At 68.0% G+C, this 24497-nt stretch carries 17 protein-coding genes; 9 read left to right on the top strand and 8 right to left on the bottom strand.

The genetic code is table 11. The annotated features are described in order from the left end of the window. Window positions 1-56 precede the first annotated feature (56 nt). Both LGM71_RS18640 and LGM71_RS18635 read left to right on the top strand, forming a co-directional pair. Window positions 57-2633, top strand: coding sequence for a [protein-PII] uridylyltransferase (locus tag LGM71_RS18640; protein WP_226115782.1), 2577 nt, complete (start codon window positions 57-59; stop codon window positions 2631-2633). 16 nt (window positions 2634-2649) lie between these two features. After that, window positions 2650-4665 carry a pseudouridine synthase gene (locus LGM71_RS18635; RefSeq protein WP_226115780.1) on the top strand — a complete coding sequence of 672 codons (2016 nt, stop codon included), beginning with the start codon at window positions 2650-2652 and terminating at the stop codon, window positions 4663-4665. A gap of 95 nt (window positions 4666-4760) precedes the next feature. Here the strand turns inward: LGM71_RS18635 and def are convergent, their stop codons facing one another. From def to LGM71_RS18610, 5 genes are all read right to left on the bottom strand, one after another. Further along, window positions 4761-5294, bottom strand: coding sequence for a peptide deformylase (def, locus tag LGM71_RS18630; RefSeq protein WP_059511077.1), 534 nt, complete (start codon window positions 5292-5294; stop codon window positions 4761-4763). Next, entirely contained in the window at window positions 5291-7366 is a 2076-nt protein-coding gene (ligA, locus tag LGM71_RS18625) for an NAD-dependent DNA ligase LigA (protein ID WP_226115779.1), read from the bottom strand. Before ligA ends, def begins: the two co-directional genes overlap by 4 nt. Window positions 7367-7537: 171 nt before the next feature. Further along, entirely contained in the window at window positions 7538-8833 is a 1296-nt protein-coding gene (locus LGM71_RS18620) for a cell division protein ZipA C-terminal FtsZ-binding domain-containing protein (protein WP_059599920.1), read from the bottom strand. Window positions 8834-8918: 85 nt separating this feature from the next. Beyond that, on the bottom strand, window positions 8919-12431 hold the full coding sequence (gene smc / locus LGM71_RS18615; RefSeq protein ID WP_226115777.1) for a chromosome segregation protein SMC: 3513 nt from the start codon (window positions 12429-12431) through the stop codon (window positions 8919-8921). Window positions 12432-12570: 139 nt separating this feature from the next. Further along, entirely contained in the window at window positions 12571-13512 is a 942-nt protein-coding gene (locus LGM71_RS18610; RefSeq protein ID WP_174909814.1) for a DMT family transporter, read from the bottom strand. A 157-nt stretch (window positions 13513-13669) separates the two neighbouring features. On the opposite strand from LGM71_RS18610, the gene dapC reads away from it, so the two are divergent. From dapC to cls, 6 genes are all read left to right on the top strand, one after another. Next, window positions 13670-14902 (top strand): succinyldiaminopimelate transaminase, encoded by a 1233-nt coding sequence (dapC, locus tag LGM71_RS18605; protein ID WP_059681944.1) that lies wholly within the window; start codon window positions 13670-13672, stop codon window positions 14900-14902. Window positions 14903-14946: 44 nt separating this feature from the next. Continuing rightward, window positions 14947-15774 carry a 2,3,4,5-tetrahydropyridine-2,6-dicarboxylate N-succinyltransferase gene (dapD, locus tag LGM71_RS18600; protein WP_006478479.1) on the top strand — a complete coding sequence of 276 codons (828 nt, stop codon included), beginning with the start codon at window positions 14947-14949 and terminating at the stop codon, window positions 15772-15774. Next, window positions 15774-16142, top strand: a complete 369-nt coding sequence (locus LGM71_RS18595) for an ArsC family reductase (protein ID WP_044847939.1) — start codon at window positions 15774-15776, stop codon at window positions 16140-16142. Before dapD ends, LGM71_RS18595 begins: the two co-directional genes overlap by 1 nt. An 88-nt stretch (window positions 16143-16230) precedes the next feature. After that, the gene (gene dapE, locus LGM71_RS18590) at window positions 16231-17370 is read left to right on the top strand and encodes a succinyl-diaminopimelate desuccinylase (protein WP_226115775.1); all 1140 of its coding nucleotides are present in this window, start codon (window positions 16231-16233) and stop codon (window positions 17368-17370) included. 11 nt (window positions 17371-17381) lie between these two features. Then, window positions 17382-18290, top strand: a complete 909-nt coding sequence (gene prmB, locus LGM71_RS18585) for a 50S ribosomal protein L3 N(5)-glutamine methyltransferase (protein ID WP_226115773.1) — start codon at window positions 17382-17384, stop codon at window positions 18288-18290. Window positions 18291-18403: 113 nt separating this feature from the next. Further along, a complete protein-coding gene (gene cls, locus LGM71_RS18580; protein ID WP_124622427.1) occupies window positions 18404-19843 on the top strand; it encodes a cardiolipin synthase in 1440 nt (479 codons plus the stop codon). 120 nt (window positions 19844-19963) lie between these two features. Here the strand turns inward: cls and LGM71_RS18575 are convergent, their stop codons facing one another. Then, the gene (locus LGM71_RS18575) at window positions 19964-20443 is read right to left on the bottom strand and encodes a glutathione peroxidase (RefSeq protein ID WP_124622425.1); all 480 of its coding nucleotides are present in this window, start codon (window positions 20441-20443) and stop codon (window positions 19964-19966) included. A 136-nt stretch (window positions 20444-20579) separates the two neighbouring features. On the opposite strand from LGM71_RS18575, the gene LGM71_RS18570 reads away from it, so the two are divergent. Continuing rightward, window positions 20580-22511 (top strand): ATP-binding cassette domain-containing protein, encoded by a 1932-nt coding sequence (locus LGM71_RS18570; RefSeq protein ID WP_226115771.1) that lies wholly within the window; start codon window positions 20580-20582, stop codon window positions 22509-22511. Between the two features lie 191 nt (window positions 22512-22702). Here LGM71_RS18570 and LGM71_RS18565 read toward each other — a convergent pair whose 3' ends face one another. Both LGM71_RS18565 and radA read right to left on the bottom strand, forming a co-directional pair. Further along, window positions 22703-22969 carry a DUF2866 domain-containing protein gene (locus LGM71_RS18565; protein WP_059599911.1) on the bottom strand — a complete coding sequence of 89 codons (267 nt, stop codon included), beginning with the start codon at window positions 22967-22969 and terminating at the stop codon, window positions 22703-22705. 149 nt (window positions 22970-23118) lie between these two features. Further along, entirely contained in the window at window positions 23119-24495 is a 1377-nt protein-coding gene (gene radA, locus LGM71_RS18560) for a DNA repair protein RadA (protein WP_044847946.1), read from the bottom strand. Window positions 24496-24497: the final 2 nt, after the last annotated feature.

Here is a 24497-nt window from a genome sequence, read left to right as displayed (position 1 = left end):
CCGCCGCGCCAGCCTGCCCCACCCGCCCCTGACCTGCTGACCTGAACGGCCTGCCCATGAGCGCTCACGCCGCCCCCTCGCCCGAAGCGCTGTCGCGGCGCGCCGAATTCAAGGCCGCCAAGGCCGACATGCTCGAGCGCTTTCGCAGCGCGACGAACGTCGCGTCGCTGATGCACGCGCTGTCGAAACTCACCGACGATGTGCTCAAGCGCGTGTGGGACGACTGCGGGCTGCCCGCGACGCTCGCACTCGTCGCCGTCGGCGGCTACGGGCGCGGCGAGCTCGCGCCCTACTCCGACGTCGACATCCTCGTGCTGCTGCCCGATGCGCACGACCCGGCGCTCGACGCGCGCATCGAGCGCTTCATCGGGATGGCATGGGACCTCGGCCTCGAGATCGGCAGCAGCGTGCGCACGGTCGCCCAATGCATCGAGGAGGCGTCGCAGGACGTCACCGTGCAGACCTCGCTGCTGGAAGCGCGCCGCATCGTCGGCAGCACCGCGCTGTTCGAGCGCTTCACCGTGCGGTATCATGAGGCGCTCGACGCGCGCGCGTTCTTCACCGCGAAGGTGCTCGAGATGCGCCAGCGCCACGCGAAGTTCCAGGACACGCCGTACAGCCTCGAGCCGAACGTGAAGGAAAGCCCCGGCGGGTTGCGCGACCTGCAGACGATCCTGTGGATCGCGCGCGCGGCCGGCTTCGGCAGCAGCTGGCGCGAGCTCGACACGCGCGGTCTCATCACCGATCGCGAGGCGCGCGAGCTGCGCCGCAACGAAGGATTCCTGAAGACGTTGCGCGCGCGGCTGCACGTGATCGCCGGCCGCCGCCAGGACATGCTCGTGTTCGACCTGCAGACGCAGGCCGCCGAGAGCTTCGGCTACCAGCCGACGCAGGCCAAACGCGCAAGCGAGCAGCTGATGCGCCGTTACTACTGGGCCGCGAAAGCGGTCACGCAGCTGGCGACGATCCTGATCCAGAATATCGAGGCGCAGCTGTTTCCCGCGACGAGCGGCATCACGCGCGTGCTGTCGCCCGATCGCTTCGTCGAGAAGCAGGGCATGCTCGAAATCGTCGACGACGGCGTGTTCGAACGCCATCCGGACGCGATCCTCGAAGCGTTCCTGCTGTACGAGGCGACCCGCGGCGTGAAGGGCCTGTCCGCCCGCACGCTGCGCGCGCTGTACAACTCGCGCGAGATCATGAACAACACGTGGCGGCGCGATCCGCAGAACCGCAGCACGTTCATGCAGATCCTGCAGCAGCCCGAAGGCATCACGCATGCGTTCCGGCTGATGAACCAGACGAGCGTGCTCGGACGCTATCTGCTGAATTTCCGCCGCATCGTCGGCCAGATGCAGCACGACCTGTACCACGTGTACACGGTCGACCAGCACATCCTGATGGTGTTGCGCAACATTCGCCGCTTCGCGGTGGCCGAGCATGCGCACGAGTACCCGTTCTGCAGCCAGCTGATCGGCAATTTCGAGCGCCCGTGGGTGCTGTATGTCGCGGCGCTGTTCCACGACATCGCGAAGGGCCGCGGCGGCGACCACTCGACGCTCGGGATGGCCGACGCGCGGCGTTTCTGCCGCGAGCACGGGATCGCCGGCGACGACGCGGCGCTGATCGTGTGGCTCGTCCAGCATCACCTGACGATGAGCCAGGTCGCGCAGAAGCAGGACACGAGCGACCCCGAGGTCATCAAGCGCTTCGCCGAAGTCGTCGGCAACGAGCGCTACCTCACCGCGCTCTACCTGCTGACGGTCGCCGATATCCGCGGCACGAGCCCGAAGGTGTGGAACACGTGGAAGGGCAAGCTCCTCGAAGACCTCTACCGCATCACGCTGGCGGTGCTCGGCGGCGCGAATCCCGACGCGCATTCGGAACTGAAGTCGCGACAGGAGCAGGCGCTCGCGCTGCTGCGCCTCGAGACCGTGCCCGAGGACGCGCACCGCGCGCTGTGGGATCAGCTCGACATCGGCTTTTTCCTGCGCCACGACGCGGCCGACATCGCATGGCAGACGCGCGTGCTGTACCGGCACGTGAACGCCGAAACCGCGATCGTCCGCGCGCGGCCGTCGCCGATCGGCGATGCGCTGCAAGTGCTCGTGTACGTGAAGGACCGCCCCGACCTGTTCGCGGGCATCTGCGCGTACTTCGACCGCAACGGACTGTCGGTGCTCGATGCGCGCGTCAGCACGACGCGGCACGGCTATGCGCTCGACAACTTCATCGTCACGCAGACCGAACTCGACGTGCGCTATCGCGACATCGCGAATCTCGTCGAACAGCAACTCGCGACGCGCCTTGCCGAAACCGCGTCGCTGCCTGAGCCGTCCAAGGGTCGCCTGTCGCGGCTGTCCCGGACGTTTCCGATCACGCCGCGCGTCGACCTCCGGGCCGACGAACGCGGTCAGTACTACATCCTGTCCGTGTCCGCCAACGACCGGCCGGGCCTTCTCTATTCGATCGCGCGCGTCCTGGCCGAGCATCGGGTCGGCGTCCACGCGGCGCGGATCAATACGCTCGGCGAACGCGTCGAAGACATCTTCCTGCTCGACGGTGCCGGCCTGTCCGACAACCGCTTGCAGATCCAGCTCGAAACCGAATTGCTGCGCGCGATCGCAGTCTGAATGAATCCCAGCGTTTATGCGCACCAAATTGACCGTCAAGAATCCGCGGCCGGCGTCGCCGACCCGCGCACCCGTCCGCTCCGGCAGCCTCGTCGCCCGCAAGGCGGTGCGCCCCGCCGCGCCGCCCGCGGCCGACAAGCCGCCGCGTCCGAAGAAGGCCGCCGCACCGGCAGCCGCCGGCGAACGCGCGTTCAAGCCGCGCGGCGCGGAGGGTGCGGATCGCGCTCCGGCGAAGCGCGCGCCGCGTGACGGCGGCGCCGAGCGCGGCTATCGCAGCGATGCGAAGCCTGGCGGCCGCGCCGAACGCGGCGACGCCCGTCCGCATCGTGGCGCCGACGGCAAGCCCGATGCGCGGCCGCGCCGTGCGGGTGCCGAAGGCGCTGCACGTGCGCCCTACCGTGACAAGGCAGCCGGTGATGGCGCGAAGGGCAGCTTCGGCGAGCGTCGTGCACCGTCCGATCGTCCTGCCCGTCGCAGCGACGACGATGCACGCCCGCGCCGCGCAGGCGCCGAAGGCGCTGCACGTGCGCCCTACCGCGACAAGGCAGCCGGCGCAGGCGAAAAGCGCAGCTTCGGCGAACGCCGTACGTCGTCCGATCGTCCGGCGCGTCGCAGCGACGACGATGCACGCCCGCGCCGCGCAGGTGCCGAAGGCGGCGCACGTGCCCCCTATCGCGACAAGGCAGCCGGCACAGGCGAAAAGCGCGGCTTCGGCGAACGCCGTACGTCGTCCGACCGCCCGGCGCGTCGCAATGACGACGATGCGCGTCCGCGCCGCACAGGCGCCGAAGGCGGCGCACGTGTGCCCTATCGCGACAAGGCAGCCGGTGCAGGCGAAAAGCGCAGCTTCGGCGAACGCCGTACGTCGTCCGACCGCCCGGCGCGTCGCAATGACGACGAGGCGCGTCCGCGCCGCGCAGGCGCCGAAGGCGGCGCGCGTGCGCCCTATCGCGACAAGGCGGCCGGCGCAGGCGAAAAGCGCGGCTTCGGCGAGCGCCGCACGTCGTCCGATCGCCCGACGCGTCGCAACGACGACGATGCGCGTCCGCGCCGCGCAGGCGCCGAAGGCGCTGCACGTGCGCCCTATCGCGACAAGGCGGCCGGCGCAGGCGAAAAGCGCGGCTTCGGCGAGCGCCGCACGTCGTCCGATCGCCCGACGCGCCCTGCACGCGACGGCGAGCGTAGCAACACCGAGCGCCGCTCGACCGGCGCCGCACTGAAAACCGCACAACCGGTCAAGCGCCGCGCCGCCGACGTCGACCACGGCGACGAAACGGGCCTGATGCGCCTGTCGAAGCGCATGTCCGAACTCGGCCTGTGCTCGCGCCGCGAAGCGGACGAATGGATCGAAAAGGGCTGGGTGCTCGTCGACGGCGAACGCATCGACACGCTCGGCACCAAGGTCCGCCCGGACCAGAAGATCGAGATCGACGAGCGCGCGAGCGCCGCGCAGGCCGCGCAGGTGACGATCCTGCTGCACAAGCCGGTCGGCTATGTGTCGGGTCAGGCGGAAGACGGCTACGAGCCGGCATCGGTGCTGATCACGCGCGCGAACCAGTGGAGCGGCGACCGCTCGCAACTGCGCTTCTCACCGCAGCACCTGCATGCGCTCGCACCGGCCGGGCGGCTCGACATCGATTCGACCGGCCTGCTCGTGCTGACGCAGAACGGCCGGATCGCGAAGCAACTGATCGGCGAGCAGTCGGACATCGACAAGGAATACCTGGTGCGCGTGCGCTTCGGCGAGCGGCTGATCGACATCGACCAGCACTTCCCCGCAGAATCGCTCGCGAAGCTGCGTCATGGCCTCGAGCTCGACGGCGTCCCGCTGAAACCCGCGATGGTGAGCTGGCAGAACGGCGAACAGCTGCGTTTCGTGCTGCGCGAAGGCAAGAAGCGCCAGATCCGCCGCATGTGCGAGCTGGTCGGTCTCGAAGTGATCGGCCTGAAACGCGTGCGGATGGGCCGCGTGATGCTCGGCGCGTTGCCGCAAGGGCAATGGCGCTACCTGTCGGCTGACGAGTCGTTCTGACGGCGGGCACGCGTTGCGTGCGACGCCATGAAAAAAGCCCGCGCAAGCGGGCTTTTTCGTTTCGGTACGGCGACGGCGCGCGCGGCCGCAGAAGATCAGTCGTCGTCGGCCGGATCAAGCCCTGGAAACAACACTTCGGTGAAGCCAAAGCGCGTGAAGTCGGTGATCCGCATCGGATACAGCTTGCCGATCAGGTGATCGTATTCGTGCTGGACGACCCGCGCGTGGAAGCCTTCGGCGACACGGTCGAGCTTCGCGCCGAACTGGTCGAAGCCGCTGTAGCGCACCTTCGCATAGCGGCTGACGACGCCGCGCATGCCCGGCACCGACAGGCAGCCCTCCCAGCCCTCCTCCATGTCCGGCGGCATGTACTCGAGCTTCGGGTTGATCAGCACCGTCTCGGGCACGGGCGGCGCGTCCGGATAACGGTTGTTGCTGCCGAAGCCGAAGATGATGATCTGCAGACCGACGCCGATTTGCGGCGCGGCAAGCCCTGCGCCGTTCGCGTGATGCATCGTCTCGAACATGTCAGCGACGATCTCGTGCAGTTCGGGGGTATCGAACCGCTCGACCGGCTTGGCGACTTCGAGCAGGCGCGGATCGCCCATCTTCAGGATCTCGCGAATCATGGCGTGTTGCCCTCCAGGAGTTGGTGCAGTCCGTCTTCGTCCAGCACGGGGATGCCGAGTTCCTCGGCCTTCGCGAGCTTGCTGCCGGCTTCGGCGCCCGCGACCACGTAATCCGTCTTCTTCGACACCGAGCCCGCGACTTTCGCGCCCGCCGCTTCGAGCATCTCCTTCGCGGCGTCGCGCGTGAGCGTCGGCAGCGTGCCCGTCAGCACGACCGTCTTGCCGGCGAGCACGCCCTGCGGCGCCTTCGGCGCGGGCGGGCCTTCGGGCCACGTGACCTTGCCGGGCGCACGCAACTGCTCGATCACCGTGCGGTTGTGTTCTTCCGCAAAGAACTGGTGAATCGACTCGGCCACGATCGGTCCGACGTCGTTCACTTCGAGCAGTTCCTCGATCGACGCGTCCATGATCGGCGTCAGCGACCCGAAATGCTTCGCGAGGTCCTTCGCGGTCGATTCGCCGACATGGCGGATCCCGAGCCCGTAGATGAAGCGCGCGAGCGTCGTATGCTTCGCCTTTTCGAGCGAGTCGAGTAGATTCTGTGCGGACTTCTCGGCGAACCGGTCGAGTTCCGCGAGCGTCGCGAAACCGAGATTGAACAGGTCGGCCGGCGTGCGCACGAGGTTCAGTTCGACGAGCTGATCGATGATCTTCTCGCCCAGCCCGTCGATGTCGAGCGCGCGGCGCTGCGCGAAGTGCCACAGCGCCTGCTTGCGCTGCGCCGGACAGAACAGGCCGCCCGTGCAGCGCGCGATCGCCTCATCGGGCAGGCGCTCGATCTTCGAGCCGCACACCGGGCACTCGGTCGGCATCACGAACTCGGTCGCATCGGCTGGCCGTCGGTCCAGCAGCGCACCGACGACTTCGGGGATCACGTCGCCCGCGCGCCGCACGATCACGGTATCGCCGATCCGGATGTCCTTGCGGCGCACTTCGTCCTCGTTGTGCAGCGTCGCGTTCGTTACCGTCGCGCCGCCGACGAACACCGGTTCGAGCCGTGCGACCGGCGTGATCGCGCCCGTGCGGCCGACCTGCACGTCGATCGCGACGAGCTTCGTCAACGCTTCCTGCGCGGGGAACTTGTGCGCGAGCGCGAAGCGCGGCGCGCGCGACACGAAGCCGAGGCGGTCCTGCTCGTCGCGCCGGTTGACCTTGTAGACGACGCCGTCGATGTCGTACGGCAGCGACTCGCGCTTCTCGCCGACCTTGCGGAAGAAATCGAGCAGGCCGTCAGCGCCGCGCACGACCGCGCGTTCGCGGTTCACCGGCAGGCCGAGCGTTTCGTACCAGTCGAGCAGCGCGCTGTGCGTGTCCGGCATCGGCATCCCGTCGAGCACGCCGATCCCGTACGAGAAGAACGACAACGGGCGCTGCGCGGTGATCTTCGGATCGAGCTGGCGCAGGCTGCCGGCCGCCGCATTGCGCGGATTCGCGAATTCGCGCTGCTCGGCAGCGCGCTGGCGTTCGTTCAGGCGTGCGAAATCGCGCTTGAACATCAGCACCTCGCCGCGCACGTCGAGCACGGCCGGCACGTGCTTACCCTTCAGCTTCAGCGGGATCGAACGGATCGTGCGGACGTTCTCCGTCACGTCCTCGCCGGTCGTGCCGTCGCCGCGCGTCGATGCCTGCATGAACACGCCGTGCTCGTAGCGCAACGAGATCGCGAGCCCGTCGAACTTCAGCTCGCATGCGTATTCGACCAGATCCGTCACCGAGCCGGCGAGATCGGTCGTCTTGTCGAGCGCATCGGCGACGCGCTTGTCGAACGCGACGATGTCCTCGTCGGCAAAGCCGTTGTTCAACGACAGCATCGGCGCGTCATGGACGACCGGCGTGAAGCCGCTCGCCACTTCGCCGCCGACGCGCTGCGTCGGTGAATCGGGCGTCACGAGTTCGGGATGTTCGGTTTCGAGCTGCTTCAGCTCGCCAAAGAGCCGGTCGTATTCCGCGTCGGGCAGATCCGGCTGGTCGAGCACGTAATAGGCGTAATTCGCCCGCTCGAGTTGATCGCGCAGCCACGCGGCACGCGCGTCGGGCTGGCTGGCTGGCGGTTCGGCTTGGGTTCGGGCCATGCTGGCGGCAATTCGCTCTGAAAAATCGGATATTCGATTATCTCAGTTTGACGCCGCGGCGGGGGCACGCGATGCGTGCCGCGCAGGCCCGCTGCAGTCCACGCAGACGGTGTGTGCGGCGCTGCAACGACAACGGGCGACGGCACCGCAAGCCGTCGCCCGTGAAACGCGTTACTGGCTGAAGAGGCGGCGCGTGACCGGCGAACCGGCCGGGATGCCCGCTTCCTCGAGCTTCGCGTACAGCTTCATGAGTTGCTGGTCGATCGCCACCAGCGTCGATTCCGGCAGCGGCCGGCGCGAATCGTCGACGACCCGCGCACCGATCCGCTCGGACAGCGACTTCGCGTAGTCGCACATCAGCCGGAACGGCAGGATGTCCTCTTCGGCGACCGGCACGTCGAGCACCAGCGTAATCATGTTGCCGCCCTTGTAGGTCAGGTCGTCGCGCAGGAAGTTCGTGTCGCCGAACTGCAGCATGAACACGGGGTTCTGCTTCGCGTCGAGCTTCACGAAGCGCGTGCCGTCACGCGAGAGCAGCAGCCCGTCCTGCGAAGCGACGGCCTGCACGTAGTTCGCCGACCACGGCGCGCCGTCCGACATCACGTTGATCGACAACTGCGCGTCGCACTGCGCGGCAAAGCCGTCGAGCTCGCGCGCCATCGCGACCGTCTCCATCATGTCCGGGAATTCCGGTGCGCCGTCGATCGCGTCGGCGAACTGCTGGACGCCCGTCACGAATTCGGAGAATTCGAGTTCGTTGAGCGCGCCGCTACGGTTCGCGAGCTGCGCGGCCGCGCGCAGCTCTTCATAGCGCACACCGTTCTGCAGCAGCTCCCACTGGCCGCCTTCCGGCTTGCCTTCGATATGCACGGGCTTGCTGCCCGCGCGGCGCAGCCGCTGCGCGACCGGCAGGATCTTGTCGCCCGGCAGCGGCGCGCCGAGGCGAATCGGCACGATACAGTCGATCCGGCGGTCGACGATCGCGGGCGGCGCCGACGAAATCGTCGTCGCGGCCGGCAGCACGGGTTCAGCCGGTTCGTTCGACGCATCGGCGGCCGGTGCTTCCTGCGTGGCGGCGACCGCACCTTCGTCGACGGCCTGCTCGGCCGACTCGGTCGACGCCGACGGCGCGTCGACCCCGGTGGCCTCGGCCTGCAGATCGGCCGGCGTGTCGGCAGGCGCCACGCCGCCGAAGGTCGGCTCGACGCGCGCGGCTTCGCCGGACGCGCTCGCGGCAGCGGCGGCCGGTGCCGGCGCCGCGGATTCGCGGCGCACGGGCTGGCGCACCGGCTCGATGAACGGCAGCTCTTCGTCGCGCTCGGGGCGATTCATCGCCTCGGCCGTCTCTTCCGGCATCGGGCGAGGCATCCTGCGCCGCACCTTCGCGCTCTGCCAGGCGTTGTAGACCACGACGCCGCCCACCACGACGGCGCCCGCGCCGATCAATCCGAGTGTCAACTCGTCCATGCACGCTCCATCAGCAATTCTTGTTCGTCGGACTCGCGAACGGGCGCCCATACGCCACGCGAACGCGGTCCGGTTTCGTCAAACGTCAATTCTGGGCAAAACCCGCGGCGGTTTCCATGTCCACCGCGACGATCCGCGACACGCCCTGCTCCTGCATCGTGACGCCGATCAGCTGCTGCGCCATCTCCATCGCGATCTTGTTGTGCGAGATGAAGAGGAACTGCGTCTTGTCGGACATCGCGCGCACCAGATTCGCGAAACGCTCGGTGTTCGCGTCGTCGAGCGGCGCGTCGACCTCGTCGAGCAGACAGAACGGCGCCGGGTTCAGCTGGAACATCGCGAACACCAGCGCGGTCGCGGTCAGCGCCTTTTCGCCGCCCGACAGCAGGTGAATGGTCGCGTTCTTCTTGCCCGGCGGCTGCGCCATCACCTGCACGCCCGCATCGAGGATCTCGTCGCCCGTCATGATCAGCTTCGCCTGGCCGCCGCCGAACAGGCGCGGGAACAGGTCGCTGAAGTGACGGTTGACCTCGTCGAAGGTGCCCTGCAGCAGCGTGCGGGTTTCCTGGTCGATCTTGTGGATCGCATCCTCGAGCGTCGTGATCGCGTCGGTCAGGTCGGCCGACTGCGCATCGAGGAACACCTTGCGCTCGCTCGCGGCCTTCAGTTCGTCGAGCGCGGCCATGTTGACCGGACCCAGCGCGTTGATCGCGTTGTTCAGGCGCGTGACCTCGCCCTGCAGATACGACGGCTTCAGGTCCGGCGTCAGCTTCTCGCGCAGCGCTTCCTCGTCGACCTCGGCCGCCGCGAGCTGCTCGGCGAACTGCTCGACGGACAGGCGCGCGGCCTGCTCCTTCAGCTGCAGCTCGGTGATGCGGTCCCGCAGCGGCTGCAGCGAACGCTCGGCGACGAGACGCTGCTCGTCCGAGGCGCGCAGCTTTGCCGTCAGGTCGTCGAGTTCGATCCGCGCGGCCTGCAACGCCTCTTCCTTCACCGCGCGAATTTCGAGCGCATCCTGCAGGCCCGTGTGCGCGGTCTGCTCGTTGATCGTTTCGAGTTCGGCGCGCGCATCTTCCAGCGACGCGGCGACGCGCTCGCTCTGCTCGTGCGCGACCTGGATGCTGCGCTTGAGCTCGTCGATCCGCGTGACCGCGTTGCGCGCGGCAAAGCGTGCGTCGTTCGCGCCGCGCTCGAGGTCGCGCGCTTCCTGGCGCGCCTGCGTCAGCGATTCGTCGAGCGCCTCGAATGCGAGCTGGTTGTCCTCGAAGCGAGCCTGCAGTTCGGCGAGTTCGCCGTCGAAACGCTCGAAGTTCGCTTCCGATTCCGCGCGCAGCGCACGCTGCTCGTCGATCTGCGCGCCGATTTCCTCGAGCTCCTCGCGGATCTGCGTGCTGCGCTGCGTGTAGCGCTCATGCGCCTGCGCGAGCTTCAGCACGTCCATCTGCAGTGCGTGCACGCGCTGCGTCGCGTGTTCGGCCTGCGCGCGCACGTCACCGAGCGCCTGCGTGGCCTGCGTATGCGCGGCCTCCGCCCGCACGGCGGCGGTGCGGGCCTCGTCGGCGAGCAGCGCCTGCGCGCGCACCTGGCGCGTCAGGTTCTCGATTTCCTGCTGGCGGGCCAGCATCCCGGCCTGCTCCGAATCGGCCGCGTACAACTGCACACCGACACGCGTGACGATGTGGCCGGCCTTGACGACGAACGCGCCGCCTGCCGGCAGTTGCGCGCGCGTCGCGAGCGCCTGCGCGACGTCGTCGGCGACGTACACGTTGCCGAGCCAGTCGTTCAGCACCGCACGGATGCCCGCATCGTCGATGCGCACGAGCGACAGCACCGGGCGCAGCCCGGCGGCGGCGGCCGCCGGCTCACCTGCCGCGGGCGGCGCGTAGAACGCGAGCTTCGCGGGCGGCGCATCCGTCGCGAACGCCTTCACCCAGTCGAGATTCGACACTTCGAGCGCCGCCAGGCGCTCGCGCAGCACGGCCTCGAGCGCGGCTTCCCAGCCAGCCTCGACGTGCAGCTTCTTCCAGAGACGCGGCAGCGCGCCGAGCTCGTGCTTGTCGAGCCACGGCTGGATCTTGCCTTCGGTCTGCACGTTCTCCTGCAGCTGCTTGAGCGCGGCGAGCCGCGCCTCGAGCTGGTGGATCTGCGCGCTTTCGGCCTGCACGCGCTCCTGCGCGGCACGGCGTTCGCCGTCGAGGCGCGGCAGCGCGTCCTGCGCATCGGTCAGGCGTGCCTGGGCTTCCGCGAGAATCTCTTCCTGCTCGGCGAGCTGCATGCGCAACTCCTCGAGCTGCGCTTCGTCCGGCGCGTCGAGCCCGCCCGCCTCGGACTTCAGGCGCTCGTGGCGCTGCTGAAGCTGCTGGAGCTGCTGGTCGGCATTGCGCTGGTGCGCGGCCTCGAGCTTCAGCGACTGTTCGGTCTGCGCGATCCGCGCGCGCTCGTCGTTGAGCTGCGCCTGCGCATCGCGCCATTTCGCCTCGAGCGCCGGCAGCGCGTCGTGCTTCGCGGCCGCGTTGTCTTCAGCGAGCGCGGCCTTCTCGTCGGCCATCGCCCGCGCCTCTTCGGCTTCCTCGAGCTCGTCCTGCGCCTTCTCGGCCTGCGCGCGCCATTGCTCGCGCTGCGCGTTCAGCGCGGCGATCTGCGCCTGCACGCGGTTGCGAGATTCGACGATGAACTTGATCTCGGCCTCGAGGCGGCTCACTTCGGCGTTCGCCTCGTAGAGCGCGCCCTGCGCGCCCTGCATCGCGTCGCTCGCCGAATAATGCGCGACCCGCAACGTCTCGAGCTGCGACTCGACCTCGCGCAGCTTCGCCGTCTGCGCCTCGAGGTCGATCTGCGCCTGCTCGATCGCGCGCTGCTGCTTCTGCTGCTCGCTCGCGGCCTCGTTCTTGCGCAGCAGCCACAACAGGCGCTGCTTCTCCTCGCCGTCGGCGACGAGTTCCTTATATTTGGTCGCGACGACGGCCTGCGCTTCGAGTTTCTCGAGGTTAGCGCCGAGCTCGCGGACGATGTCCTCGACGCGCGTCAGGTTCTCGCGCGTATCGTGCAGGCGGTTCTCGGTCTCGCGGCGGCGCTCCTTGTACTTCGACACGCCCGCGGCTTCCTCGAGGAACACGCGCAACTCTTCCGGCTTCGCCTCGATGATCCGCGCGATCATGCCCTGGCCGATGATCGCGTACGCGCGTGGGCCGAGGCCCGTGCCGAGGAAGATGTCCTGGATGTCGCGGCGGCGCGCCGGCAGGTTGTTGATGTAGTAGCTCGACGTGCCGTCGCGCGTCAGCACGCGCTTCACGGCGATCTCGCCGTACTGGCCCCACTGCCCGGCCGCGCGGCCGTCGGAGTTGTCGAAGATCAGTTCGACGCTGGCCCGGCTGCCGGGCTTGCGTGCGGTCGAGCCGTTGAAGATCACGTCCTGCATCGACTCGCCGCGCAGCTCGGACGCGCGCGACTCGCCGAGCACCCAGCGCACGGCATCGATGATGTTGGACTTGCCGCACCCGTTCGGGCCCACCACGCCGACAAGCTGGCCCGGAACCTGGAAATGCGTGGGATCGACAAAGGATTTGAAGCCAGCGAGTTTGATCGAGCTCAGACGCACGGCGGTATCGGATGTGAAGAAGGTGTGAAACGGACGGGGCCGCGACGCGCGGGGCCGGACGGCCCGTGCGCGCGATGCGCCCCGGAATTCAAAAGCGGGGCCGCGCGCATCCAGCGTTGGGCCCCGCAAACGGCTTCCATCATACCATCGCGCGTGCGCCGTCCCGCCCGTCGCCGGGTTTGCCCGACGCCGGCGCGGCACGATGGACCCGGCTCGACAGCAGCGTCGCCAGCACGATGCACGCACCGCCCGCCCACTCGCGCGCCGTCGGCAGTTCGTTCGCGAACACCCACGCGGACAGCGCGGTGATCACGATCTCGAACAGCATGATGATCGACGCGCGATTCGCCGGGACGCGCGCGAGGCCATATTGCACGAGCAGGTTGTTCGCCGCCATCGTCACGCCGATCGCGGCGACGATCAGCGCGGCGACGCCGAGCTGGCCGCCCGCAGGCGCGGCCGGCAGCCCCTCGAACAGCGATGCGATCGCGCCGAACACCGCTGCGCCGCCGAACAGCGTCGCCGTGCGCATTTCGGCGCGCATGTCCGGCAGCTCGCGGCTCGCCTTGATCACGAGCACGTTGCTCATCGCGAAACTCAGGCCGGCCGCGAGCCCCGCCCATTCGGCCGGATTGGCCGGCAGCGGCATGCCGAGGTTCGGCGACCACAGCATCAGCATGGCGCCGCCGATCGACAGCGCCGCGAGCCCCACGCCGGCCCAGGTCAGCCGCTCGCGCAGCAGGAAGTGCGCGTAGATCGCGGTCCAGGCGGGCGTCAGGTAGAACAGCAGCATCACGCGCAGCACTTCACCGTGGATCGTGCCCCACACGAAGCCGAGGTTCGTCACGCCCGCCGTGATCGCGATGCCTGGCAGCACCCAGTGCCAGCGCAGCGTGGCGATCGTACGGTGCCGCACGACAACCACGAACAGGAAAGCGACGGCGCTCGTCAGCGCGCTCGCCAGCGTGCCGGTGAGCCCGAGCGACGCGAGGATCCGCAGCGGATACCAGATCAGGCCCCATACCGACGCGCCGATCAGGATGGCCAGCGTCGGCAGGCTGCCGCGTACCGCGTTGTTCATTGTTCGATACCCTTTATTCGACCGGCCCGGCCGCCGTTCCGGCGGGCCGTGACCGCATTGCATCACGCTATAATCGTCCGCTGCGACCCGCGCGCCGTAGGCGCCCGCTCGCTGCCGTGCGGCACCCGCGCCGCCCCTTTCGCTCCAACCGGCCGCGATGGCCGCTTCGCCCGTGAACCCTCGACTCGACTCGCTCCAGCCCTATCCCTTCGAAAAGCTGCGCGCCCTGTTCAAGGACGTGACGCCCTCCGCCGGCCTGAAACCGATCAGCTTCGGCATCGGCGAGCCCAAGCACCCGACTCCGGCGCTGATCCGCGACGCCGTGGTTGCTTCACTCGACGGCCTCGCGTCGTATCCGGCCACGGCGGGCTCGGACGCGCTGCGCACGTCGATCGCACACTGGCTGGAACGCCGCTACGGGCTGCCGGCGATCGACCCGGCCACGCAGGTGCTGCCCGTGTCGGGGTCGCGCGAGGCGTTGTTCTCGCTCGCGCAAACGGTGATCGACGCACGCCCGACCACGGACGGCGAGAAGGCGATCGTACTCTGTCCGAATCCGTTCTATCAAATTTACGAAGGCGCGGCGCTGCTGGCCGGTGCCGAACCCTATTTCGCGAACAGCGACCCGGCGCGCAACTTCGCGTGCGACTACGCGGCCGTGCCCGATGAAGTCTGGGCGCGCACTCAGCTGCTGTACGTGTGCTCGCCGGGCAACCCGACGGGTGCCGTGCTGACGCTCGACGACTGGCGCGAGCTGTTCGCGCTGTCCGACCGCCACGGTTTCGTGATTGCGTCCGACGAGTGCTATTCGGAGATCTATTTCGACGAAGCGGCGCCGCCGCTCGGCGGCCTCGAGGCCGCGCACCGTCTCGGTCGCGGCTTCGAGCGGCTCGTGATGCTGTCGAGCCTGTCGAAGCGCTCGAACGTGCCGGGCATGCGCTCGGGCTTCGTCGCCGGCGACGCCGCGCTGCTGAAGAAATTCCTGCTCTACCGCACGTACCACGGCGCCGCGCTGTCGCCGGTCTGGCAGCACGCGAGCATCGCCGCGTGGAACGACGAGGCGCACGTGCGCGAAAACCGCGCGCTGTATTTGCAGAAGTTCAGCACGGTCACGCCGATGCTGGCCGACGTGATCGACGTGAAGCTGCCCGACGCCGCGTTCTACCTATGGGCCAACGTGTCGCGCACCGGGCTGTCGGACACCGAGTTCGCCCGCCGCCTGTACGCCGACTATAATGTGACGGTTCTGCCCGGCTCGTACCTGGCGCGCGATGCGCACGGTACCAACCCGGGCCGCGATTTCATCCGGATCGCGCTCGTCGCGGGCACCCCCGAATGCGTCGAGGGCGCGCAACGCATCGTCGATTTCTGCCGGGCTCTCGCGCGGTAATCGTCCATCCCGATCAATTCCATTCATCTCCTGCGAAAACGAACATGTCGCAACAACTTCAGCAAATCATCGATACCGCCTGGGAAAACCGCGCCGAGCTGTCGCCGAAGGCCGCGCCCGCCGACGTCCGCGAGGCCGTCGCACACGCGATCGAGCAACTCGACAAGGGTGCGCTGCGCGTCGCCGAGAAGATCGACGGCAACTGGACCGTGCACCAGTGGCTGAAGAAGGCCGTGCTGCTGTCGTTCCGCCTGGAGGACAACGCACCGATGCCGGCCGGCGGCTACTCGCAGTTCTACGACAAGGTGCCGTCGAAGTTCGCGAACTACACGGCCGAAGACTTCGCCGCGGGCGGCTTCCGCGTCGTGCCGCCGGCCATCGCGCGCCGCGGCTCGTTCATCGCGAAGAACGTCGTGCTGATGCCGTCGTACACCAACATCGGCGCGTACGTCGACGAAGGCACGATGGTCGACACGTGGGCCACGGTCGGCTCGTGCGCGCAGATCGGCAAGAACGTGCACCTGTCGGGCGGCGTCGGCATCGGCGGCGTGCTCGAGCCGCTGCAGGCGAACCCCGTCATCATCGAAGACAACTGCTTCATCGGCGCGCGCTCGGAAGTCGTCGAAGGCGTGATCGTCGAGGAAAACTCCGTGATCTCCATGGGCGTGTACCTCGGCCAGAGCACGAAGATCTACGATCGCGAAACGGGTGAAGTCAGCTATGGCCGCATCCCGGCCGGCTCGGTCGTCGTCGCCGGCAACCTGCCGTCGAAGGACGGCTCGCACAGCCTGTACTGCGCGGTGATCGTGAAGAAGGTCGACGCGAAGACTCGCGCCAAGGTCGGCCTTAACGAGCTGCTGCGAGGCGACTGATGGCCAAGCCGCGCACCGTGGTCGTCTACGGCATTCCGAACTGCGACACCGTGAAGAAGGCCCGCGTGTGGCTCGACGATCACGGCGTCGAGTTCGAGTTCCACGACTTCAAGAAGCTCGGCGTCAGCGCACCGCTCGTCGAGGACTGGCTGAAGGACGTGTCGCTCGACGCGCTCGTCAACAAGCGCGGCACGACGTGGCGCGGCCTGGACGATGCGATGAAGGCTGCCGCGGAAACGAAGTCCGGCGCGGTTGCGCTGATGATCCACAAGCCGTCGGTCATCAAGCGCCCCGTGCTCGTCGTCAACGGCCGCGTGAAATCGCTCGGTTTCGTGGCCGATCAGTACGCGGCGCTGTTTGCCGCCTAGGGCCGCCCGCGCTGCGCCCGCGCCGCGCACGACGTCCCCTCGCTGCCGGCCACCGCGCCGGCATTTTTTATCGAAAGTGGTCCGAACCATGTCCGCCACCCTAGCCCTTACCGAACAGCTGATCGCCCGCGCGTCCGTCACGCCCGACGACCAGCATTGCCAGCAGATCATGACCGAGCGCCTCGCCGCGCTCGGCTTCGAATGCGAGACCATCGCGTCGCACGGCGTGACCAACCTGTGGGCCGTCAAGCGCGGCACCGACGGCCGCGACGGCAAGCTGCTCGCGTTCGCGGGCCACACCGACGTCGTGCCGACCGGCCCGCTCGAGCAGTGGACCTCGCCGCCGTTTATTCCCGCACATCGCGACGGCAAGCTGTACGGCCGCGGCGCGGCCGACATGAAGACGTCGCTCGCGGCGTTCGTCGTCGCCTCCGAGGAATTCGTCGCGACCCACCCCGGCCATCGCGGCGCGATCGCGTTCCTGATCACGAGCGACGAGGAAGGCCCGGCCACCGACGGCACCGTGAAGGTCGTCGAGCTGCTCGAAGCACGCGGCGAACGCCTCGACTACTGCATCGTCGGCGAGCCGACGTCGACCGCCGAACTCGGCGACGTCGTGAAGAACGGCCGACGCGGCTCGATGTCGGGCGAACTGATCGTCAAGGGCGTGCAGGGCCACATCGCATACCCGCACCTCGCGAAGAACCCGATCCACCTGCTCGCGCCGGCGCTCGCCGAGCTCGCCGCCGAACAGTGGGACGAAGGCAATGAATACTTCCCGCCGACCACCTGGCAGGTGTCGAACCTGCATGCAGGCACCGGCGCAACCAACGTGATTCCCGGCCACGCGGACCTGATGTTCAACTTCCGCTTTTCGACGGCGAGCACCGTCGAGGGCCTGCAGGCACGCGTGCATGCGATTCTCGACAAGCACGGCCTCGAGTACACGCTGAAGTGGTCGGTGAGCGGCCTGCCGTTCCTCACGCCGCGCGGCGACCTGTCGAACGCGCTGGAGAACGCGATCCGCGCCGAAACCGGCCTCACGACCGAACTGTCGACGACGGGCGGCACGTCCGACGGGCGCTTCATCGCGCGCATCTGCCCGCAGGTGATCGAGTTCGGCCCGCCGAACGGCAGCATCCACAAGATCGACGAACACATCGACGTGCGCTTCGTCGACCCGCTGAAGAACGTGTACCGCCGCGTGCTCGAACAACTGATTGCCTGATGGAGCCTCGCATGACGACACCTTTTGCAACCGTTCGCGACCTGCTGCGCTATGCGGTCACGCGCTTCTCGAAGGCGAAGCTCGCGTTCGGCCACGGCTCGGACAACGCGTACGATGAAGCCGCCTACCTCGTGCTGCACACGCTCGACCTGCCGCTCGACACGCTCGAGCCGTTCTTCGACGCTCGCCTGCTGCCCGACGAAATCGCGGCCGTGCTCGCGGTGATCGAACGACGCGCGACCGATCGCGTGCCGGCCGCGTATCTCACGCATGAAGCGTGGATGCACGGCCACCGCTTCTACGTCGACGAGCGCGTGATCGTGCCGCGCTCGTTCATCGGCGAGCTGCTCGACGACGGGCTGCAGCCGTACGTCGCCGATCCCGAACAGGTCGGCGCGGTGCTCGAGCTGTGCACCGGCTCCGGCTGCCTCGCGATCCTCGCGGCCAGCGCGTTCCCGAATGCCGAGATCGACGCGGTCGACCTGTCCGAGAAGGCACTCGAAGTCGCCGGGATCAACGTGCACGACTACGGCCTCGACGATCGCATCAAGCTGCATCACGGCGACCTCTACGCGCCGCTGCCCGCGTTCCGCGCCGAGCCCGACACGCGCTACGACGTGATCCTGACGAATCCGCCGTACGTGAACGCAACGTCGATGGCAGCCCTGCCGCCCGAATACCGGCACGAGCCGGAGATGGCGCTTGCGGGCGGCGACGATGGCATGGACATCGTGCGGCGCATCATCGCCGAAGCGCACAAGTGGCTGCACGACGACGGCGTGCTCGTCGTCGAGATCGGCAACGAGCGCGAGCACGTCGAAGCCGCGTTCGGCGGCCTCGAGCTCACGTGGCTGCCCACCAGCGCGGGCGACGACGCCGTGTTCCTGATCCAGGCGTCGGACCTGCCGCGCAAGGCCTGACGGCACGCCGCGACCGAACCGTGCGGTACGGCACACCGCTGTCCCGCACGGTTCGGTAAGATGCGCGTAAGCGGCCGTCGCGCCGCACGACTTCAGGAGTCCGTCACGCGCCCATGACCCTCGACTGGCTACACCTCGGCACCCTGATCCTGGCCATCCATGTGCTCGGGATCATCGCGGCGTGTCACGCGATCTTGAACACGCGCACGTCGCAAGGCGCGATCGCGTGGGCAGTGTCGCTCGCCGCGATGCCGTACCTGACGCTCATCCCCTACCTGTTCCTCGGCCGCAGCAAGTTCTCCGGCTACGTCGACGCGCGGCGCCACGAGATGGAAGCGCTGCGCACGCACACGCCGCGCACGCCGTGGCACGATGCGGACGCAACCGACGGGCTGGCCGCCGACGCGATCGGCCGAGCTGCCGTGCTCGCGCTCACGCGGCTGGGCGGAATGCCGTTCGTCGGCGGCAATGCGGTGCGCACGCTCGTAAACGGCGACGCAACCTTCTCGGCGATCCTGTCGGCGATCGACGCCGCGCGTGATTATGTGGTCGTGCAGTTCTTCATCGTGCGCGACGACGCGCTCGGCCAGACGCTGCGCGACGCGCTGCTCGCCCGCGCCGCGGCCGGCGTGCGCTGCTACCTGCTGTACGACAGCATCGGCAGCTTCGATCTGCCGCACAGCTACGTCGACACGTTGCGCCGCGGCGGCGTCGAGGTCCATCCGTTCGCGACCCACCGCAAGTTCGTCAACCGCTTCCAGCTCAACTTTCGCAACCATCGCAAGATCGTCGTCGTCGACGGCAATCGCGCATTCGTCGGCGGCCTCAACGTCGGCGTCGAATATCTCGGGGCGAACCGCCGCCTGTCGCCGTGGCGCGACACCCATATCGAAATCCGCGGCCCGGTGGTGGCCAGCATTCAGTACGTATTCGCCGAGGACTGGCACTGGGCCACGCAGACGCTGCCGCCGCTCGCAGCGCCGCCGGAGGCGCTGCCCGACGACGCGATGCATTGCCTCGTCGTGCCGATGGGGCCAGCCGACAAACAGGAAACCGGCTCGCTGTTCTTCGTCGAGGCGATCAACACCGCGCGCGAACGGGTCTGGATCACGACGCCATATCTCGTGCCCGACGAAGCGGTGATCGCCGCGCTGAAGCTCGCGGTGATGCGCGGCGTCGACGTGCGCATCCTGATCCCGTGCCGGCGCGACCACTACGTCGTGTTCGAGGCGTCGAGGCTCTATGCGCGCGATCTCGTCGACGCGGGCGTCAAGGTGTTCCGGTACCGACCCGGCTTCCTGCACCAGAAGGTCGTGCTGATCGACCGCGTCGCCGCCGCGATCGGCAGCGCGAATCTCGACAACCGCTCGTTCCGGCTCAACTTCGAAATCATGGTACTGACCGTCGATCGCACGTTCGCCGACGAGGTCGAGGCGATGCTCGACGCCGATTTCGCGCAGGCCTACGAAGTCGATGCGAACGAGTATCGGCACTCGCCCGCGTGGCGGCGCATCGCGATGCATGTCGCGCGCCTGTTCGCGCCGATCCTGTAGCGGCCGCGCGAGCGCCGGACGTGCACCGCCCGGATGACGGCACACGCTTTCACGGCGTTCGGCTCGGCGCCACGGCCACTGCCCGTTCGGTCCGGACAGCCCGGTCGCCCCTTCACTGCGTTACAACAGCTTGTCGATATCCGCCGCGATTTCCTCCGGCTTCGTCGACGGCGCGTAGCGCTTGACGATCCGCCCGTCACGGTCGATCAGGAATTTCGTGAAATTCCACTTGATCGCCTTGAGGCCAAGGATGCCGGGCGCCTCGTCGGTCAGGTAGCGGTACAGCGGATGCGCGTGGTCGCCCTTCACGTCAATCTTCGCGAACATCGGAAACGTGACGCCGTAGTTGCGCTCGCAGAATGCGCCGATCTGCGTGGCGTCGCCCGGCTCCTGCTTGCCGAACTGGTTGCACGGGAAGCCGAGCACGAAGAAACCGCGCGCCGCGTACTGGTCGTACAGCTTCTGCAGGCCCGCATACTGCGGCGTGAAACCGCACTCGCTTGCGGTATTGACGATCAGCAGCACCTTGCCGCGGTACGCATCGAGCGACGCCGGTTCACCGGCGAGCGTCTCTGCGCTGAACGAATACAGGGTGGACATCGGGCACTCCTTTTACGAAACCGGATCGATGTGGAGTCTAGGCCAAATCGCGCCGTTGCGGCACCTGCCGAACGGCCGATATCCGGGGCGACGCGCGCGCAGTCTAGAATAGCGGTTTTGGTCAGTCATTCCTGCCGTGATTCGTTTCAATCAGTTCAGCCTTGCGCGCGGCACCAAGCCGCTGTTCGAATCGGCCTCGTTCGTGCTCAATCCCGGCGAAAAGGCCGGCCTGATCGGCGCGAACGGCGCCGGCAAATCGACGCTGTTCTCGGTCCTGCGCGGCGAGCTGCATTCCGACGGCGGCGATTTCGCGATGCCGCCGTCGTGGCGGATCGCCCATGTGTCGCAGGAAACGCCCGCCGTCGACCGTTCGGCGCTCGACTACACGCTCGATGGCGACACCGCGCTGCGCGAGATCGAAGCGCGCATCGCCGCCGCCTCGGCCGCGCATGACGGCGCGGCCGAGGCCGATGCGCATGCGGCCTTCGCCGACGCCGACGGCTATACCGCACCGGCGCGCGCCGAAGCGCTGCTGCTCGGCCTCGGCTTCACGCTCGCGCAGACGCGCGAGTCGGTCGCCAGCTTCTCCGGCGGCTGGCGCATGCGGCTGAACCTCGCACAGGCGCTGATGTGCCGCTCCGACCTGCTGCTGCTCGACGAACCGACCAACCACCTCGACCTCGACGCGATCGTCTGGCTCGAGGACTGGCTGCATCGCTACGCCGGCACGCTCGTCGTGATTTCGCACGACCGCGAATTCCTCGACTCGATCTGCAACGTCACGCTGCATCTGGAAAATCGCCAGGTGAAGCGCTACGGCGGCAATTACTCGCAGTTCGAGGTGCTGCGTGCGCAGCAACTGGCGTTGCAGCAAAGCGCATATGAAAAGCAGCAGAAGACGATCGAGCACCTGCAGAGCTTCGTCGACCGCTTCAAGGCCAAGGCGACCAAGGCCAAGCAGGCGCAAAGCCGGATGAAGGCGCTCGAGAAGATGGAGCTGATCGCGCCCGCGCACATCGCATCGCCGTTCACCTTCGAGTTCCGTACGCCTGATGCCGCGCCGAATCCGATGATGGTGATGGAGGATGTCCGCTGCGGCTACCATGCCGACGACGGCACGGACATCCCGATCGTCGAACGCGTGGCGCTGTCGATCCAGAACGGCCAGCGCATCGGCCTGCTCGGCGCGAACGGCCAGGGCAAGTCGACGCTGATCAAGACGCTGGCCGGCACACTCGCGCCGCTGTCGGGCCACGTGCGCGACGGCAAGGGGCTGACGATCGGCTATTTCGCGCAGCACCAGCTCGAAACGCTGCGCGAGGACGATTCGCCGCTCGCGCATCTCGCACGGCTCGCTCCCGATACGCGAGAGCAGGAACTGCGTGATTTCCTCGGCGGCTTCAATTTCTCGGGCGACATGGCGACGAGCCCGGTCGGCCCGTTCTCGGGCGGCGAGAAAGCGCGGCTCGCGCTCGCGCTGATCATCTGGCAGAAGCCGAACCTGCTGCTGCTCGACGAACCGACCAACCACCTCGACCTCGAAACGCGTCACGCGCTGACGATGGCGCTCGCTCAGTTCGAAGGCACGCTGATCCTCGTCTCGCACGACCGCCACCTGCTGCGCGCGACCACCGACCAGTTCATGCTTGTCGCGAAGCACCGTCTCCAGCCGTTCGACGGCGATCTCGACGATTACCGCGACTGGCTGCTGCAGCATGCGGCCGAGCAGCGCGCGGCCGCAAAGGCCGACAGCACGGCGGCCGCGGGCGCGGACCCGGGTGTCAACCGCAAGGATCAGAAACGTCTGGCGGCCGAGGAGCGCCAGCGGCTGTCGCAGTTGAAGAAGCCGCTGCAGAACCGCATCACGAAGCTCGAAAAGGAAATGGAAACACTGCACGCGGAGAAGGCGCGCCTCGACGCGTTCGTCGCGGATCCGGCGAGCTACGAGGCCGCGCGCAAGACAGAACTGACCGACGCGATCCGCAAGCTCGGCGAGGTCAATACCCGGCTCGAAACGGTCGAGGCGGACTGGCTCGCCGTGCAGGAAGAGCTCGAGCAGATCGGCTGACCACGGCCCGGGCGCCGCCGGCCGATCGCTTCATCGGCCACGCGCGGCATCTCCGGGAGCGTCAATGCCCGACGCACCCGCCCGGTTGCGCCGGGCCCGGAAACGACAAGGCCGGGCACCCAGGCCCGGCCTTGTCGTCATTGTCGCGTTCGCCGCTGCTGCGTCGGCCGTCCGTCGGCCCCGCCGCCCGCTCAACGCCGCGGCAACGTATCGCGCGGCATCTGCTCGTCGTCGTCCATCAGATGACGTCGCCCTTCAGTCGGCCGGCGGATCGCCGCGGCGACCTCCGCTTCCGTTACGTCCTCGGACACGACCCGGCGCGCGAGGCGCCCTTCATCGTCGATCCACTCGACGATCCGACATCCACCGCCCCACGGCTGAACGATCGGCTCCGACACGCGGCAGCCCCGCAGGTTGTAACTGCGTCCGCCCGACGTTTCCCCATACTGTTTGAACATAGGTTCCCTTCGCATTGCGCGGTTCGACAATCCGGCAAAGGATAGGGAAAAGCGATGTCCGGCGGGTTACATCAGCCTACATATTCTTTACAACGAATTACGCGACAGATCGCGGTCGGCCGGCACGCGCGGGTGCCAGCCACGCACGGTCATTCGAGATCGCGCACGCGGTCGATGGCCTGCTCGATCCGCTCGACGGCCATCACGTTCAGCCCTTCGATCGGCTGTTTCGGCGCATTCGCCTTCGGGATCAGCGCCGCGGTGAAACCGAGCTTCGCCGCCTCGCGAAGGCGCTCCTGCCCGCGCGGAGACGGCCGGATCTCGCCCGCCAGCCCCACTTCGCCGAACACGATCAGGCCCTTCGGCAGCGCCTTGTTGCGCATCGACGAATGGATCGCAAGCAGCACCGCGAGGTCGGCGGCCGGTTCGGTGATCTTCACGCCACCCACCGCGTTCAGGAACACGTCCTGATCGAAACACGCGATGCCCGCGTGCCGATGCAGCACCGCGAGCAGCATCGCGAGCCGGTTCTGTTCGAGGCCGACCGCGAGCCGGCGCGGATTCGGCACGTGGGCCGTATCGACGAGCGCCTGGATTTCGACGAGCAGCGGGCGCGTGCCCTCCTGGGTGACGAGCACGCAGGAACCCGGCACGACCTGCTCGTGCTGCGACAGGAACAGCGCGGACGGGTTCGCGACACCGCGCAGCCCGCGCTCGGTCATCGCGAACACGCCGAGTTCGTTGACCGCGCCGAAGCGGTTCTTGAACGCGCGCACGAGCCGGAACGACGAATGGGTGTCGCCCTCGAAGTACAGCACCGTATCGACGATGTGCTCGAGCACGCGCGGGCCGGCGAGGTTGCCCTCCTTCGTCACGTGCCCGACCATGATGATCGCGGTGCCGGACTGCTTCGCGATGCGCGTGAGCTGCGCCGCGCACTCGCGCACCTGGGCCACCGAACCGGGCGCCGACGTCAGCGCTTCGGAATAGACGGTCTGGATCGAGTCGATGACGGCTACGTCCGGCCGTTCCGCGTCGATCGCGGCCTGGATTTTCTCGAGCTGGATTTCGGCGAGCAGCTTCAGCTCGGCCGCCGGCGCGCCGCCGTCGAGCAGCGCGAGCCGTTGCGCACGCAACGCGATCTGCGCGGCCGATTCCTCGCCGCTGATATAGAGTGCACGACGCTCGCTGGCGATGTCCGCGAGCGACTGCAGCAATAGCGTCGACTTGCCGATGCCCGGATCGCCGCCGATCAGCACGACGCCGCCCGGCACCAGCCCGCCGCCCAGCACGCGGTCGAATTCGCCGATGCCGGTGGAGAAGCGCGGCACGTCGGCCGCCTCGATGTCGACGAGCCGCTGCACGGGCGCCCGCTTCGCGAGCGACTGGAAGCGATGGGCTGCCGGCGACTCGGCGACCGATTCGACGAGCGTGTTCCAGGCCTGGCAAGACGGGCATTGCCCCTGCCACTTCGGAGTTTGTCCGCCGCACTCGCTGCAGACGTAGACGGTCTTCTGTTTGGCCACGC

This window comes from Burkholderia sp. AU33545 (assembly GCF_020419685.1).
Lineage (GTDB): Bacteria > Pseudomonadota > Gammaproteobacteria > Burkholderiales > Burkholderiaceae > Burkholderia > Burkholderia diffusa.
This window is presented reverse-complemented; position numbering and strand designations above follow the sequence as displayed.

Excerpts from the sequence above, each read along its gene's own strand:
- LGM71_RS18640 (WP_226115782.1), top strand. The coding sequence starts at position 57 with ATGAGCGCTCACGCCGCCCCCTCGCCCGAAGCGCTGTCGCGGCGCGCC.
- LGM71_RS18635 (WP_226115780.1), top strand. The coding sequence starts at position 2,650 with ATGCGCACCAAATTGACCGTCAAGAATCCGCGGCCGGCGTCGCCGACC.
- def (WP_059511077.1), bottom strand. The coding sequence starts at position 5,294 with ATGATTCGCGAGATCCTGAAGATGGGCGATCCGCGCCTGCTCGAAGTC.
- ligA (WP_226115779.1), bottom strand. The coding sequence starts at position 7,366 with ATGGCCCGAACCCAAGCCGAACCGCCAGCCAGCCAGCCCGACGCGCGT.
- LGM71_RS18620 (WP_059599920.1), bottom strand. The coding sequence starts at position 8,833 with ATGGACGAGTTGACACTCGGATTGATCGGCGCGGGCGCCGTCGTGGTG.
- LGM71_RS18610 (WP_174909814.1), bottom strand. The coding sequence starts at position 13,512 with ATGAACAACGCGGTACGCGGCAGCCTGCCGACGCTGGCCATCCTGATC.
- dapC (WP_059681944.1), top strand. The coding sequence starts at position 13,670 with ATGGCCGCTTCGCCCGTGAACCCTCGACTCGACTCGCTCCAGCCCTAT.
- dapD (WP_006478479.1), top strand. The coding sequence starts at position 14,947 with ATGTCGCAACAACTTCAGCAAATCATCGATACCGCCTGGGAAAACCGC.
- LGM71_RS18595 (WP_044847939.1), top strand. The coding sequence starts at position 15,774 with ATGGCCAAGCCGCGCACCGTGGTCGTCTACGGCATTCCGAACTGCGAC.
- dapE (WP_226115775.1), top strand. The coding sequence starts at position 16,231 with ATGTCCGCCACCCTAGCCCTTACCGAACAGCTGATCGCCCGCGCGTCC.
- prmB (WP_226115773.1), top strand. The coding sequence starts at position 17,382 with ATGACGACACCTTTTGCAACCGTTCGCGACCTGCTGCGCTATGCGGTC.
- cls (WP_124622427.1), top strand. The coding sequence starts at position 18,404 with ATGACCCTCGACTGGCTACACCTCGGCACCCTGATCCTGGCCATCCAT.
- LGM71_RS18575 (WP_124622425.1), bottom strand. The coding sequence starts at position 20,443 with ATGTCCACCCTGTATTCGTTCAGCGCAGAGACGCTCGCCGGTGAACCG.
- LGM71_RS18565 (WP_059599911.1), bottom strand. The coding sequence starts at position 22,969 with ATGTTCAAACAGTATGGGGAAACGTCGGGCGGACGCAGTTACAACCTG.